This is a genomic window from Shewanella indica, assembly GCF_033842865.1.
GTDB classification, from domain to species: domain Bacteria; phylum Pseudomonadota; class Gammaproteobacteria; order Enterobacterales; family Shewanellaceae; genus Shewanella; species Shewanella indica.
Map to the genome: position 1 here is coordinate 3,160,727 of NZ_JAWXXR010000001.1, position 14,426 is coordinate 3,175,152.

The 14,426-nt window shown below is 52.6% G+C and carries 10 protein-coding genes; 3 read left to right on the forward strand and 7 right to left on the reverse strand.

What is annotated here, in order from left to right; genetic code table 11:
* Positions 1-83: 83 nt before the first annotated feature.
* The 3 genes from SIL79_RS14160 to ackA form a co-directional block, all read right to left on the reverse strand.
* Complete coding sequence (locus tag SIL79_RS14160; RefSeq protein WP_319619393.1) at positions 84-524, reverse strand: hypothetical protein; 441 nt, start codon at positions 522-524, stop codon at positions 84-86.
* 511 nt (positions 525-1,035) lie between these two features.
* The gene (gene pta, locus SIL79_RS14165; RefSeq protein ID WP_039032801.1) at positions 1,036-3,177 is read right to left on the reverse strand and encodes a phosphate acetyltransferase; all 2,142 of its coding nucleotides are present in this window, start codon (positions 3,175-3,177) and stop codon (positions 1,036-1,038) included.
* A 93-nt stretch (positions 3,178-3,270) separates the two neighbouring features.
* Positions 3,271-4,470 (reverse strand): acetate kinase, encoded by a 1,200-nt coding sequence (gene ackA, locus SIL79_RS14170; RefSeq protein WP_025011777.1) that lies wholly within the window; start codon positions 4,468-4,470, stop codon positions 3,271-3,273.
* A gap of 159 nt (positions 4,471-4,629) precedes the next feature.
* Here ackA and yfbV point away from each other — a divergent pair, with 159 nt between their 5' ends.
* Positions 4,630-5,073: a terminus macrodomain insulation protein YfbV gene (gene yfbV, locus SIL79_RS14175; protein ID WP_028779375.1), complete on the forward strand. Its 444-nt coding sequence runs from the start codon at positions 4,630-4,632 to the stop codon at positions 5,071-5,073.
* A gap of 1 nt (position 5,074) precedes the next feature.
* Here yfbV and pflA read toward each other — a convergent pair whose 3' ends face one another.
* From pflA to focA, 3 genes are read right to left on the reverse strand one after another with little or no spacing between them, the layout of a single operon-like run.
* On the reverse strand, positions 5,075-5,815 hold the full coding sequence (gene pflA, locus SIL79_RS14180) for a pyruvate formate lyase 1-activating protein (RefSeq protein ID WP_039032802.1): 741 nt from the start codon (positions 5,813-5,815) through the stop codon (positions 5,075-5,077).
* Between the two features lie 57 nt (positions 5,816-5,872).
* Positions 5,873-8,155, reverse strand: a complete 2,283-nt coding sequence (gene pflB, locus SIL79_RS14185; RefSeq protein WP_039032803.1) for a formate C-acetyltransferase — start codon at positions 8,153-8,155, stop codon at positions 5,873-5,875.
* 29 nt (positions 8,156-8,184) lie between these two features.
* Positions 8,185-9,066 (reverse strand): formate transporter FocA, encoded by an 882-nt coding sequence (gene focA, locus SIL79_RS14190; RefSeq protein WP_039032804.1) that lies wholly within the window; start codon positions 9,064-9,066, stop codon positions 8,185-8,187.
* Between the two features lie 939 nt (positions 9,067-10,005).
* On the opposite strand from focA, the gene SIL79_RS14195 reads away from it, so the two are divergent.
* Both SIL79_RS14195 and panF read left to right on the forward strand, forming a co-directional pair.
* The gene (locus SIL79_RS14195; protein ID WP_039032805.1) at positions 10,006-10,218 is read left to right on the forward strand and encodes a DUF997 family protein; all 213 of its coding nucleotides are present in this window, start codon (positions 10,006-10,008) and stop codon (positions 10,216-10,218) included.
* Positions 10,215-11,663 carry a sodium/pantothenate symporter gene (panF, locus tag SIL79_RS14200; protein ID WP_039032806.1) on the forward strand — a complete coding sequence of 483 codons (1,449 nt, stop codon included), beginning with the start codon at positions 10,215-10,217 and terminating at the stop codon, positions 11,661-11,663. The genes SIL79_RS14195 and panF overlap by 4 nt, the downstream gene beginning before the upstream one ends.
* 82 nt (positions 11,664-11,745) lie before the next feature.
* On the opposite strand, the gene SIL79_RS14205 is transcribed toward panF, so the two are convergent.
* Positions 11,746-14,394, reverse strand: a complete 2,649-nt coding sequence (locus SIL79_RS14205) for a TonB-dependent receptor plug domain-containing protein (RefSeq protein ID WP_039032807.1) — start codon at positions 14,392-14,394, stop codon at positions 11,746-11,748.
* Positions 14,395-14,426 lie beyond the last annotated feature (32 nt).

Here is a 14,426-nt window from a genome sequence, read left to right on the forward strand (position 1 = left end):
GAGTGAAAATTGCCTGTGAGTTTAGCACGGCGGGCTTTGAGGGATAAACCTCTTCGGCCCTTGCGTGGGTCAGTGCACAATTATTACAGGGAACCTGAGTTGATCTTGCCGGTCTCCGGGATAATTTCCACTATCACCCAGGCCCGGCCCCGTTTATGCAGGCGAATGGTTCTGTCATCGACCCAGGGACGACCACCTGTACGACCGGTAAATTTGACCACGACAGTCACGTCATCGGTGAATTTGCGAAAGAAGTCGATATCTATCTCCTCAATCTCCAGGGTGACATCTGTCATCTGTAGATTGAGCATATGGCGCTGCACAGAGGCGGCGATATAGTAACTTTTCAGCACCTCCTTCATAGGGTCGTCGACATACAGGCTCGCCTTCTCGACATCCTTATCTACGTAGATGGCCTGAAAGAATCCCAGGGCGACTTGCTCTGGGGTATCTATGGTGGCTTGACTCGGGTCATCATTGCAGCCAAATAGGCCGAGCAGACAAAGAAAAAGCAGATATCTCATAGTGTTGACCCTGGTGATTGGTGCCAAACAGTATCGTTTTTTTTAGCATTTATCGCAAGCCGCTGCCTCGGGCTTGACGGGATCGGCGATCCTGTGGCATATAGAAAGGGTAGTATAAAGATTCTTATCCACAGAATCTGTGGACAAGTGTGTTGAAGACTCGATAGATACTTCCTAAGCGATTGATATCGTCGTTAAATTGTCGCTGGTCAATTTTTGACGCTTGGCGTTTTCCCCTATCAATTTCTTCCCTGATTACTTATTTCTGACTTAATCATCCCTGGCGTAAATGATCCTTTGCGTCGAATTTGTACAGCATTTGCTGATAAAAGCCGCAGTCAGTCCATAATACCGTTTAAATAACAAAATCAAACTGCTGAAGCGGATAGGGTGTGGCTACCGGATATCAAATACTTCTTTCTGACTGTCAGAGTGGCATTCCCCGGAGAGCCGCGATGAACCAAAAAAAAGCGCCTGCAGTAGCAGACGCTTTTGAATTGGCTATAGGCCGTTAATCGTTCTGGGTGGCCTGAATGGCGGTCAGGGCGATGGTGTAAACAATATCATCCACCAGGGCGCCGCGGGACAGATCGTTCACCGGCTTACGCATACCTTGCAGCATAGGACCTATGCTGATCAGATCGGCGCTTCGTTGAACGGCCTTATAAGTGGTGTTACCCGTGTTGAGATCCGGGAACACAAACACAGTCGCCTTACCGGCAACCGGGCTGTCCGGCGCCTTGGAGCGAGCCACGTTGGGCATTACCGCAGCGTCGTATTGCAGTGGGCCGTCAATCACCAGATCCGGACGCTTCTCTTTGGCAATCCGGGTGGCTTCACGCACCTTATCCACATCCGAGCCTGTACCTGAGTCACCGGTAGAATAGCTGATCATCGCCACTCTGGGCTCAATGCCGAAGGCTTTGGCCGACTCGGCCGATTGGATGGCGATATCGGCCAACTGCTCGGCATTGGGATCCGGGTTGATGGCGCAGTCACCATATACCAGCACTTGATCCGGCATCAGCATGAAGAAGATGGAAGAGACCAGACTGGAGCCTGGCGCTGTCTTAATCAGTTGCAGTGGTGGACGAATGGTGTTGGCTGTGGTGTTGACCGCACCGGAAACGATACCATCCACTTCATTCTGGGCCAGCATCATGGTGCCCAGCACCATGTTGTCTTCCAACTGTTCACGGGCAACTACTTCGGTCAGGCCCTTGTGACGGCGAAGATCCAGCATAGGTTCGACATAGCGATCACGCACTTCATCGGGATCGATAATCTCGACACCTTCTCCCAGAATAACGTCCTGCTGGGCTGCGATACGCAGAATTTCATCGCGTTTGCCAAGCAGTACGCAGCGGGCAATGCCACGCTCGGCGCAGATGGCGGCGGCTTTGATGGTGCGCGGCTCATCGCCTTCAGGCAGTACCACTGTCTTGTGCGCTGCGCGGGCCAGCTCGGTAAGCTTGTAGCGGAAAGCCGGTGGCGACAGGCGGTGCTCGCGAGGCGAGTTTTCGGTGACGCTTTCTATCCAGCTCTGATCGATATGACCGGCAACGTATTCCTGTACCAGTTCAATACGCACTGCATCGTCCACAGGGACTTCGTGGTCAAAGCGTTGAATATTGAGTGAGGTCTGCCAGGTATTGGTGTCGATAAGGAACACAGGCAGGCCGGTTTCAAAGGCCTGTTCACACAAGGCCATGATCTCGGGCTCAGGTTCATAACCGCCGCTCAGCAGCAAGGCACCAATTTTGACGCCGTTCATCGCCGCCAGACAGGCAGAAACGATAACATCGGAGCGATCGCCAGAGGTGACCAGCAGCGAGTCTGTCTTGATGTGCTGCACCATGTTGGGAATCGAGCGGGCACAGAAGGTTACCTTGCGCAAACGGCGAGTGTTCATCTCACCGGCATTGATGATGCGGGCGCGCAGGTGCTTGGCTAAATCAGAGGCCCTGGGGGACACCAGATCCAGGTTATAAGGCACGCTGCCGAGGATCCTCAGTGGGCTCTTGCCCGGCAACTGGAACATACCGGCAGTATCGCTGCGCTGAACACCCTGATGGTCGAATACTTCAGACAGATCCGGACGGGCACGGCCTTCGTCGTCCACCGGCGCACCAATCTTGTTGATGATGGCACCGATAAGGCGTTTGTTCTTGTTGCCACCCCAGGAATTAAAGGCGATTTCGAGGCGGTTCATCAGTCCGGTCGGGCTGTCGTTGCCTGGGGTTGCCACAAAGATCACATCGGCGTCGAGCGCCTTGGCAATGGCATAATTGACATCATCGGCAAACGGATGGCTACGGGTGTGCACCAGGCCTTCGATGATCAGGGTTTCAGTGTTGTCGGCAATTTCACTGGCGCGGGCGATGATTTGCTCCATCAGCACATCTGTCTGATCGGCACGGATCAGCGCTTCGGCGTGGATCATCTCAAACGGTTCAAGCGGGTTGACCGTAGGGGATTTGCTGAGGATGGTGGTTGAACGCTCAGGGCCGTGGTCCTGCGGGCGCAACTGGGAAATGGGTTTAAAGAATTGCACTTTAACGCCGTGGCGTTCCAATGCGCGAACCATCCCCAGGCTGATAGACGTCAGGCCGACGCCTGTGCCTATGGGGATCAACATAATGTTACGGGACATAAAAACCTCTTCGGAGTCGATGGTTTTCCGGTGAATCTTGTAAAGTCAAAAACATGAAAGCCGCCAGGTTAACCCGGCGGCTGATTGGTCATATTATTCTTCTATCAAACTAATAGCGTCTTCGGCGATGACCCACTCTTCATTGGTGGGAATGACCATGGCCAGAGTGCCTTCATCTTTAGTGATAATTCCGCCATTGCCGAAGCGGGCGGCCAGGTTGCGTTCATCATCGACCTGGAAGTTGAAGATGGACAGTAGTTCCAGCACTTTCTTGCGGATAATGTCGGAGTTTTCACCTATGCCGCCGGTAAAGACCACGGCATCCAGACGGCCCAATGGCACAGTGTAGGAGGCGATGTATTTTGCCAGACGATAGCAGAAGATTTCCAGTGCCAGTGTCGCACCTTTGTGACCTTCGGCATATCCTTCTTCGATACCACGGCAATCATTGGTCAGTTCGCTGATCCCCAAAAGGCCACTTTGCTTGTTCAGCAGGTTGTTGACCTCTTCCAGGGTGTAGCCCAACTGGTGTACCAAGTGATAGATGATGGAGGGGTCGATATCGCCGCAGCGGGTTCCCATCACCAAGCCTTCCAGTGGTGTCAGCCCCATGGAAGTATCCATGCTCTTGCCACCTTTAACTGCCGTAACCGAAGCGCCGTTGCCCAGGTGAGCACAGATCACATTGGTATCAGCCAGCTCTTTACCCAGCACCTTGGCCGCTTCGCGGCTGACAAACAGATGGCTGGTGCCGTGCATACCGTAACGACGAATGCCGTGTTCACGGTAAAGTTTATAGGGCAAGGCGTAGACAAAGGCGTGCTCAGGCATACTTTGGTGGAAGGCGGTGTCAAACACGGCAACCTGAGGCAGGCTTGGGAACGAGGCCATGGCGGCGCGAATACCTATCAGGTGCGCCGGGTTGTGCAGCGGTGCCAGTGAGGCACAGTCTTCGATACCTTTAATCACCTGATCGTCAATGATAACCGAGCGGGTGAATTTTTCGCCGCCGTGCACGATACGGTGACCCACCGCCAGGATCTGTGACGCCAGTTCAGGCAGGGGAGCCAAAATCTGGTTTACAATAAACTCCACGGCTTCACGGTGCGCGGTAAATGCGCCCAGTGCGGCTTCATGCTTTTCGCCATTGTGTTTCCATTTGATGCGGGAGTTTTCCAGACCAAAGCACTCGGCCAGACCTGAGATCTGATCATCGCCCGTGAGTGCATCCATGACTGCAAATTTCAAAGAAGAGCTGCCGCAATTTAGAACCAATACCAGTTTTTTAGACATGTTAAAAACCTTTCGCCGTTTTTAATTAATGAGTTACGGGTGAACTGGACTCGCCTGTAACCTGTTTCACTGTGTTCCTGCCGTCAAGCCGTTGTTGGGGCCGAATAGGGAACTGTGCTAAGGTAAAAGCAATATTATGCTTGTTTTCAGGTGCCTTGATTGAGCCTTAACTTTCTCAAAACCGTGAGGGAAGGTCATCGTTATATGAAGACCTGGCCCATGGTCAGACAACTGGGTTTCTTTTTTCCTGAGTTTCGCGTTATTCGTGCCACTCAGTTGGCGTTGCAATTGATGCCTGTGTTGGCCATGCTATCGGCTGCCGCGCCACTCTATTTCTATGGTTGGGACTATCTGCCCCAGGCCATTGCTATCTTTCTGTTCTTTCTCAGCCTGCCTTTGCAGGGCTATCTGTGGCTGGGTTGGCGTGCTCGCCATCCCTTGCCGCTGTCCTTGCTCGATTGGGGTAATCAACTCAATGCCAAGCTTTCCGGGCTTGGGGTAAGCAGCCGCCCTTTAGGGGCCAAGGCCTGCTATATGGATATGGCGCAGATCCTCAAATTGGCCTTTGAACGTCTCGACGCCGGATTTTGGGAAGAGCTCTGAATCAGTAGTCGGCGTTGATCCCTTTCTGAATAAATATAGCCTTTATTCGCTCCATGGTTTCGCGATTCGGTGGCGACACGCCGTCGAGTTCATAGTGCTCACCCATAGCTTCCCACTTGTGTTTGCCCAGTTCGTGGTAGGGCAGCAACTCTACTTTTTCCACATTGGTCATTGGCTTGATGAACTCTGCCAGTTTTTCGGCCGAGGCTTCATCGTCTGTATAGCCACCGACAACCACGTAACGGATCCAGGTTTTCTGGCCTCGTTGTGCCAGATATTCGGCAAACTGCAATGTTCGCTGATTACTGACCTTGGTGAGATCTATGTGCTTGGCATCATCCATCTGTTTGATGTCCAGCAGCACCAGATCTGTGTTATCCAGCAACTGGTCAATTACTTCTGTGTACTTACGAACAAAGCCGTTGGTATCCAGACAGGTGTGTATGCCTTCGGCCTTACAGGCTTTGAATAGCTCGGCAACGAATTCTGCCTGTAACACGGCTTCACCACCGCTGGCGGTCACGCCACCACCGCTGGCTTCCAAAAAAGGTCGGTAGCTGACTATCTGTTCCATCAGCTCCTCGACCGTCACTTCCTTGCCGCCATCCAGATCCCAGGTGTCGCGATTGTGACAGTATTTACAGCGCATCAGGCAACCCTGCATAAAGGCGATAAAGCGAATGCCGGGACCATCTACTGTGCCAAAGGATTCCACCGAGTGGATCCGTCCTTTTACTGTCATGTGCTCTCCTTGGAATGGCTGCAGCGGCGGCCGCTGCAGCCTGGTTTCAAACGTGAATTACAGTGCTTTGGTGAAAGTACGGGTAATCACGTCTTGCTGCTGCTCAGGGGTCAGTGAGTTGAAGCGCACTGCGTAGCCTGAAACGCGTATGGTCAGCTGTGGATACTTGTCAGGGTTGACGACAGCATCTTCCAGCATTTCACGGTTCATCACGTTGACGTTCAGGTGCTGACCACCTTCATGACCTGGCTTGTGGGCGAAGTATCCGTCCATCAGCGCGGCCAGGTTGGTGCGGCGGGCATCTTCATCTTTACCCAGTGCATTGGGCACAATGGAGAAGGTGTAAGAGATACCGTCCTGAGCGTGAGCGAAGGGCAGCTTGGCCACTGAGGTCAGTGAAGCGATAGCGCCTTTTTCGTCACGGCCGTGCATTGGGTTGGCTCCCGGGGCAAATGGTGCACCAGCGCGGCGACCATCCGGAGTGTTACCTGTCTTCTTACCATACACCACGTTGGAAGTAATGGTCAGGATTGACTGGGTTGGGATGGCGTTGCGGTACATCTTTTTGTCACGAATTTTGGCCATAAAGCCTTCGACCAGCATGCAGGCGATGTCATCAACACGGGCGTCGTTGTTACCGAACTTGGGATAATCACCCTCGATTTCGAAGTCTACGGCAATACCGTTTTCATCGCGAACCGGTTTCACCTTGGCATACTTGATGGCAGACAGGGAGTCGGCAGCAATAGACAGACCGGCGATACCACAGGCCATGGTGCGACGTACGTCTCTGTCATGCAGCGCCATCAGCGCGGCTTCGTAGGAGTACTTGTCGTGCATGTAGTGGATGGTGTTCAGCGCAGTGACATACTGAGTTGCCAACCAGTCCATCAGACCGTCGAGGCGACTCATGACGTCATCATAGTTGAGCACTTCGTCTGTGATAGGATCTGCCTTGGGAGCGACCTGAATTTTCAGCTTTTCATCCACACCGCCGTTGATGGCGTACAGCATGGTCTTGGCCAGGTTGGCACGGGCACCAAAGAACTGCATGTGTTTGCCGACAACCATGGGGCTCACGCAGCAGGCGATGGCGTAGTCATCGGACTCGAAGTCAGGGCGCATCAGGTCATCGTTTTCATACTGGATAGAGCTGGTGTCGATAGACACTTTGGCGCAGTATTTTTTGAATGGCTGAGGCAGCTGCTCGGACCAAAGCACAGTGATGTTTGGCTCTGGGCTTGGGCCCATGTTGTACAGGGTGTGCAGGAAGCGGAAGCTGGTCTTGCTCACCAGTGGACGACCGTCCAGACCCATACCACCGATAGATTCGGTAGCCCAGATTGGGTCGCCGGAGAACAGCTCATCGTATTCAGGAGTACGCAGGAAGCGCACCATACGCAGCTTCATCACGAAATGGTCGATCATTTCCTGAGCCTGCTCTTCGGTGAGCACGCCGTTTTTCAGATCGCGTTCGATATAAACGTCGATGAAGGTTGAAGTACGGCCCAGAGACATGGCGGCGCCGTTTTGGCTCTTCACCGCAGCCAGATAACCGAAGTAGGTCCACTGGATGGCTTCTTTGGCATTCTTGGCAGGGCCGGAGATGTCATAACCGTATTTGGCTGCCATCTTTTTCATCTTGCCCAGCGCTCTGTGCTGCTCGGCAATCTCTTCACGTAACTGGATAACGTTGCTCAGATCTTCACCGGCTTCCATTTGAGCCTGCAGTGAAGTGAACTGGGCAACCTTGTCTTTCATCAGGTAGTCGATACCGTAGAGGGCTACGCGGCGGTAGTCACCAATGATACGGCCACGACCGTAGGCATCGGGCAAACCTGTCAGTACACCTGACTTACGGCAAGCGAGGATTTCCGGAGTGTAAACATCGAACACGCCCTGGTTGTGGGTCTTACGCAGTTCGGAGTAGACATATTTGATTTCAGGATCCAACTCGCGATCATAGGCGGCGCAGGAGCCTTCAACCATGCGGATACCACCGTTGGGCAGCATGGCGCGTTTGAGTGGCGCATCAGTCTGCAAACCAACAATGGTTTCCAGTTCTTGATTGATGTAGCCGGCATCATGGGAATCTATGGTAGAGACTTTGTCTGTATCAAAGTCGACCGGAGCGTGGGTGCGGTTTTCCTGCTTGATGCCTTCCATGACTTTGTCCCACAGGGCTGTGGTCGCAGTGGTGGGGCCAGCCAGGAAAGACTCATCACCTTCATAGGGGGTGTAGTTCTTCTGGATAAAGTCACGTACATTGACTTCGGTCTTCCAATCGCCGGGAACAAAGCCTTCCCATGCGCTTGCAAACAGCTCAGTTTTCTCGGTCATAGTACTCATACCTTCTAGTTGAGATAAAGTTACTTGCTGGTTTCGCTGCCTTGCTTGGCCAGCAAAGGACGGCGATACACAAACCAGTAAGTCAACCCTACAAATAAAGCTCCCCCCACGATATTACCCAGAGTGACGGGAACCAGATTATGGAACACGAATTGGCTCCATGTGAGATCGGCAAACTGCTCGGGGCTGACCCCGGCGCTTGTCCAGAATTCAGTGCCAGCCATATTTTTGCTGATAATGGCCATAGGAATAAGGAACATGTTGGCGATGCAGTGCTCAAAGCCCGCGGCGACAAACATAGCAACCGGTAGCACCACGGCCAGCAGCTTGTCAGTGACCGAGCGACCGGCATAGGCCATCCATACCGCCAGACACACCATGATGTTACACATGATCCCGAGGGCGATAGCCTGGGTAAAGTCATGGTGCAGTTTCGCCTGGGCGGTTTTCATATAACCTAGGCCTATTAAACCGTGGCCGGCATCATAGTGTTTGGCGGTGATCATCAGGCCTACCAGTAGCATGGCGCCGATAAAGTTGCCCAGATAGACCAGCCCCCAGTTACGCAGTAAGGCTTTGGTGGTGACCCGTTTGCTGGCTCTGGCAGTAATGGTTAATACTGTTGAGGTGAAAAGTTCGCCGCCCAGTACCACCACCAACATCAGGCCCAGGCTGAAGCACAGACCGCCGATGAGTTTGTTGAGACCGTAGGGAAGGGCGCTGCCGCCGGCAGTGGCGACGACATAGAAGATAAACGCGAGGCCAATAAACACCCCCGCAGTCATGGCCAGCAACAAGGTCGACTGGGTATCACGGCCGATTTTGACGACGGCCGCATCCTCGACCTTCTGCGCAGTATTGGCAGGGGTTGATGCATCAAATGGGCTAGGACTGTTGTTCATAGTTGCCTTCTTTCGCTCATTTGGTGGCTGGCCACCGGTTTAGGTTATAAAGTTCATTTATCGCTTATCTATAGTGATGGCTGCGAGCCATCGAGTTCATCAACTATAAGCAAGGTGTAATTAAATTACGTGATTTAGATCAATTTAACCGCTTATTAATCTAAATTATGAAATTAAACTACGTTTTGCTACTCTTTTTTGTCTAAAATTTCCTTGAAATAATTCACCGAAATTCGAGTTATCTTCCAGTGTCATCTACCAAGGTTTGTGCTTTTAATTGGTGTTTGGTTCAAGTATAAGCTTGTAACACGTTATAAAAGTCCAGTCTGTGCTCTTGCTCGCGGTGAATGGCTGCAAACAGAAATGTTGACCTTTCCCGTGTTGTCGCAATCCTCGCCTTCTTTGACTTACAGAGCCTTGATGAGGTTTTAGTGACCTCTGAGGAACTGTGTAAAGAATCGCCTTACATGTATTGAACCTTAAAATTGGTCTTACCAATTTACCATAAAAATATTAACACAGAGCCGTGCTGTCGGCATCTGATATCGGCCTTTACCCATAGGGAAAAGCTAAATTTTGCGAGCAGGTTAACAATTGTATGTCATTGCGTCGACGCGGGGGGAGCTGGCGCCAGTTTATTTCAGTAAAGGCTTATGCCTGTGGCCTCACAAACCCATATCAAAACTTGATTCGGGTCTTGATTTTTGGGCTGTTGTGACCCGCCTGGGAGCAGGCTCAGGGCTGTGAGTCCTGTCATGGTTCATTAGGCATGCAGTCAAAAAGTTAACGGAATATCATCAGGTAACCGGGTGGTAACTTTATCCAACAACCAAAGCGTAACTTGCGTCATGCCTTGGCACTCGAGGGAAGAGTTGATTAGAATCAAGGCTTTCTTTTGCTGTCACGCTCCATTTCAAGGAGCTATCCAAGGAGGCCGTTATGCCATCCATGGCACGTCTGGCCATCATACTTACCCTGATTTATGCCCTGTTTTGGGCTCTTGGGCCCCTGTTGACCGATATAGGGATCTGGGGAGCACAAGCTGATTATTACGGCCTGCCTTTGTGGTTTTGGCTGTCCTGTATTCTGACTCCATTATGTTTCATTCTGGGGCTCTTCTACCTGTTTGGCCGGGGAGGGCATAAAGAGTGACCACCCTTATCCCCGTATTGGTTTATCTGTTGCTCAGCCTGGTGTTGACCCGCTTTATTGCCGCCAGACAAGACAAGGCCAGCCTCTATCAGGATAAGGCGGCGCGCTTTTTTATCGGTGGCCGTTTTCTCAATGGCCCCATGTTGGCCTTGACGCTGGTGGCCACCTATACCAGCGCCAGCTCTTTTATCGGTGGTCCGGGCGCCGCTTACAAGATAGGTTTGGGCTGGGTATGGCTTGCCTTGATCCAGGTGCCGGTTGCCATGCTGACCCTGGGAGTGTTGGGGCCGAAAATTCTCGCGGCCAAGGCGCCTTACGCCACTTTGATTGAGTGGTTGGATGCTCGCTTTGAGCATAAAGGAGTCAGCATGTTGGCGCTGGGCTCCTTGGTGCTTGGATTTGTCGCCATGATTACGGTGCAGTTTATCGGTGGCGCCAGGTTGTTTGCCGGCGTCAGCGGTATCGACTACAGCTTGGGGCTGGCTCTGTTTGTGGTGACTGTGCTGGCTTACACCCTGAGCGGAGGTTTTCGGGCGGTGACCATCACTGATGCCTTTCAGGGGATAGTGATGCTGCTGGGGCTATTGCTGCTGTTTTTCACCTTGCTTGGCCATGGGGGGATGACAGAGTTGATGTCCAAGGTGGCCAGTGAAGACCCGGCATTGTTGCAACCCCACGGCAATGAAGGACAACTGGGCTGGCCCATGATGCTGTCGTTTTGGGTGCTTATCTGTTTTGGCACGCTTGGGTTGCCACATACTGTGGTGCGTTTGCTGGCGGTTAAAAATACCCAGGCGCTCAAGAAAGGTATTATTTGGGGCACCCTTATCAGTGTCTTGATGACACTGTTACCGCATCTCATTGGATTGATGGGGCGGGCGCTTTATCCCGATTTGCAAGTACCGGATGAGATCATGCCAACTTTGATCTCCGGACTGTTTTCGCCACTTTTGGCCGGGGTGCTGCTGGCGGCGCCCATTGCCGCCGTGATGTCGTCGGTGGACTCTATGTTGCTGCAGGCGGCGGTCAGTCTGGTGCGGGATGCCTGGGTTAAAGTCAGGCCACAAACCTCGGCGCAAAGCCAGCTGCGTTTGAGTCGCATTGCCATGTTGATGATTGCTGCGCTCGCCTGCTACTGGGCGCTGGAGCCTCCGGCCATGATAGTCTGGCTCAATCTGGCGGCTTTCGGTGCGCTGCAGGCGGTGTTTCTCTGGCCAATTTTAGCGGCGGTATTCTGGCCTTCATTGACTGGCAACGCCGTATTTGCCGCGATGATTTCCGGATTGCTGAGTTATGGAATGCTGCAATGGCAGGCCTTGCCTTTACCATTTCATATTCACCCTGTGGTCCCGGCCTTGCTGGTTTCACTCTTGGCCATGTTGGGCTGCCATGCATGGTTGTCTGCGCGAGCGGTTTTGGCGGTAGCGCCGGATAAGGCAGAGTAAAGAGCTATGCTTGATTGTTGAGTAAGGGATGAAACAAAAAAAGCGCAGTCATTGACTGCGCTTTTGGCTATTAAAGCGCTTATCAGAAACGGATCTGATAACCCGCGTAGACTACGCGGCCGATAATGTTGTGGGTATCGGCGTCATAACCTGGGTAGGACAGCTCATAGTTAACCGTAGGCATGGCATCGAACAGGTTACGGGCACCGACCGTGACTTTACCGAACTGGTCAAAGTCATAGTTCATGGCCAGATCCCAAGTGGTGAAGGAACCAAAGTCCTGCTTGTCGATGTTGGCAGCTTGCTGCTGTGGTGTTTCACCGGCATAGGAGTCGATGTACTTGGCGATCAGCGAGGCGCTGAAGGCATCGTACTCATAGCTAAAGGTGGAGTTGAAACGCAGCTCAGGATATCCCTTGGTACCCAGCACGTCGTAACGTGGATCGACCGGACTGGCTTGCTCTGTGTACTCCAGTGCATAGGTGCCGTCCAGGGCAAATTTCAGACTGCCGTAGTTACCCAGCTCGAAGCGCGAGCTGAAAGAGACGTCCAGACCCGAGGTTTGCACCCCGTCCATGTTGATGTAACCGGCGCCAATCTCTTCAATCTTGCCGTCGGTATCACGCTTCACATAGACATATTTAGGATCGTAGGCACCGAGACCTGTAGTGGCCTCCAGATCCAGGATAGTCTGGGCACCGACATAGCTGACCTGGTTGCTGATCTCAATGTTGTAGTAGTCCACAACCAGAGAGATATCATCTGTGATGTTCCACACTGCACCGAAGGCATACTGATCAGACTCTTCAGGTTTCAGCTCCGGATTACCTGAGCTCTTGCGCAGATACTGAGTTGACTCACACACATCGGCGCCTTCGCGTTGGTCAGGCGGTAGCATCTGACAACCTTTGGTGTCGATCACTCGGTCATAACTGGTAGCAGCTTCGCCCAGCAGATCATCCAGTGACGGAGCACGGAAGCCCTGGCCGTAAGAGGCGCGCAGGACCAGGTTATCCAACAACTGGTAACGCAGGTTGATAGAGCTGGACAGCTGGCCTTCATCCGGCAGGCTGTATTGGTCATAACGGCTGGCCAGTTTAACGTTCAGATCGTCGGTGACCGGCAGTTCCAACTCAACGAAGGCAGCCTTGTAGTTACGCTCACCGGCAGAGTCGCCACCGTAAGTACCCAGTACTTTGCCGGCAGCTTGCTGCGCATCGCGGCGATCGCTGAATTCCATCTTCTGGTACTCGGCGCCCACAGCGTAACCTATGTCACCGCCTGGCAGGGCGATAGGTGCCAGGGCTGCCCAGGAAATGGCTGTTGCTGTGGTCTTGGAATCCGCCTGACGGGTGGCTGTGTGCAGGAAGCTGTCCAGGGTTGCCTGAGTGGCATTACCGCCCAGAACAAATGGGTTATAAAGCCCGGCATCGACGGCTTGCTGCAGGTTGTCTTCAAACACATAAGAGTCTGTGCTTATATCCACCTGTTGATCAGAGTACTGTACGTACCAGTTCAGTGAACCGGCATCCAGCTCCAGGTTCAGCCCTGTCACCACGTCAACAACATCGGATTTGAACGTCGTGCTGCGATCGGCCACGCCTGTCAGACGGTGGTAAGCCTGTACTTCAGTTGCACCGGCTGTGCCATAAGTTGGGTTCAGTGGGTTGTCGGCTGCTATAAACAGGTTGGGGGTCCACAGTGCGGTTGAAGAAGTGGTGGACTTGTCACGCATCACAATCGCCTGACCGAACCACTCCAGATTATCGGTGATCTTGTAAGTCAGGTTGCTGAACAAGGAGTCTTTGGTCTGGTCCGGCAGGTAATCGGTACCATCAAACATGCTGTAGCCACAACGTGGACCATCTTTACTCTGAACGATTTGATCGGCGGGGCAGTCTTTACCTGGAACATAGTCACCAGTGTAGCTTGGCGTCTCAAAGGTTCCATCTTCTTTTTTGCCTGGGCGAGCAGCTACTGGGCGCCAGGTGCCTTCCGGTGCATACAGAGAACTGCGACCATAAGCTTTATCCCAGTTGGCAGTGAGATGTTCACGCTGGCCACCCTTGAGAGGATCAAACTTCTTATGCTCTATGATAACCAGACTGCTGCTCTTGTCGCTGGTGTTACCAAAGGTCATCGACGCCGACATTTCATCACGGCCACCCTGAGTCGGGTTGGCGAATTTCAGATCAAATCCGAGGCCATCATAATTTTTCTTCAGAATGATGTTGATTACACCGCCAATGGCATCGGAACCATAGATGGCTGATGCACCGTCACGAAGAATTTCAATACGCTCGATGGCGTCCATGGGGATTAGGTTAAGGTTGGTTGCATCGGCACCGAAGGTGGCTGATGGTGCGATACGGCGGCCATTGATCAGGGTCAGGGTACGGTTTGAACCCAGGCCTCGCATGCCTGAGCTGGCGTGGTTACTGGCAGAGCTACCAGCGTCGCTGATAAAGCTGCCCGCCGTATTGTATGGCATTTGTGCCAGTACCGCAGAAACATCTGTCAGACCGGTTTTGGCTATGTCTTCAGAACTCATTACCGTCACCGGCAGTGCCGATTCCATGTCGGTACGCTTAATGCGCGAGCCGGTAACTTCGATGCGCTCCAGTTGTTGTTCGTTTTCGTTGGCTTGAACAGCGGGTAAGCTAAGAGAGGCTGCTGCAGCGCCGCCAAACAAGGCGAAGCGCACAGCTTTGCTGACACTGAGATTCATCATTTATATCCTTTTATGATATTTGTTTTATCTTT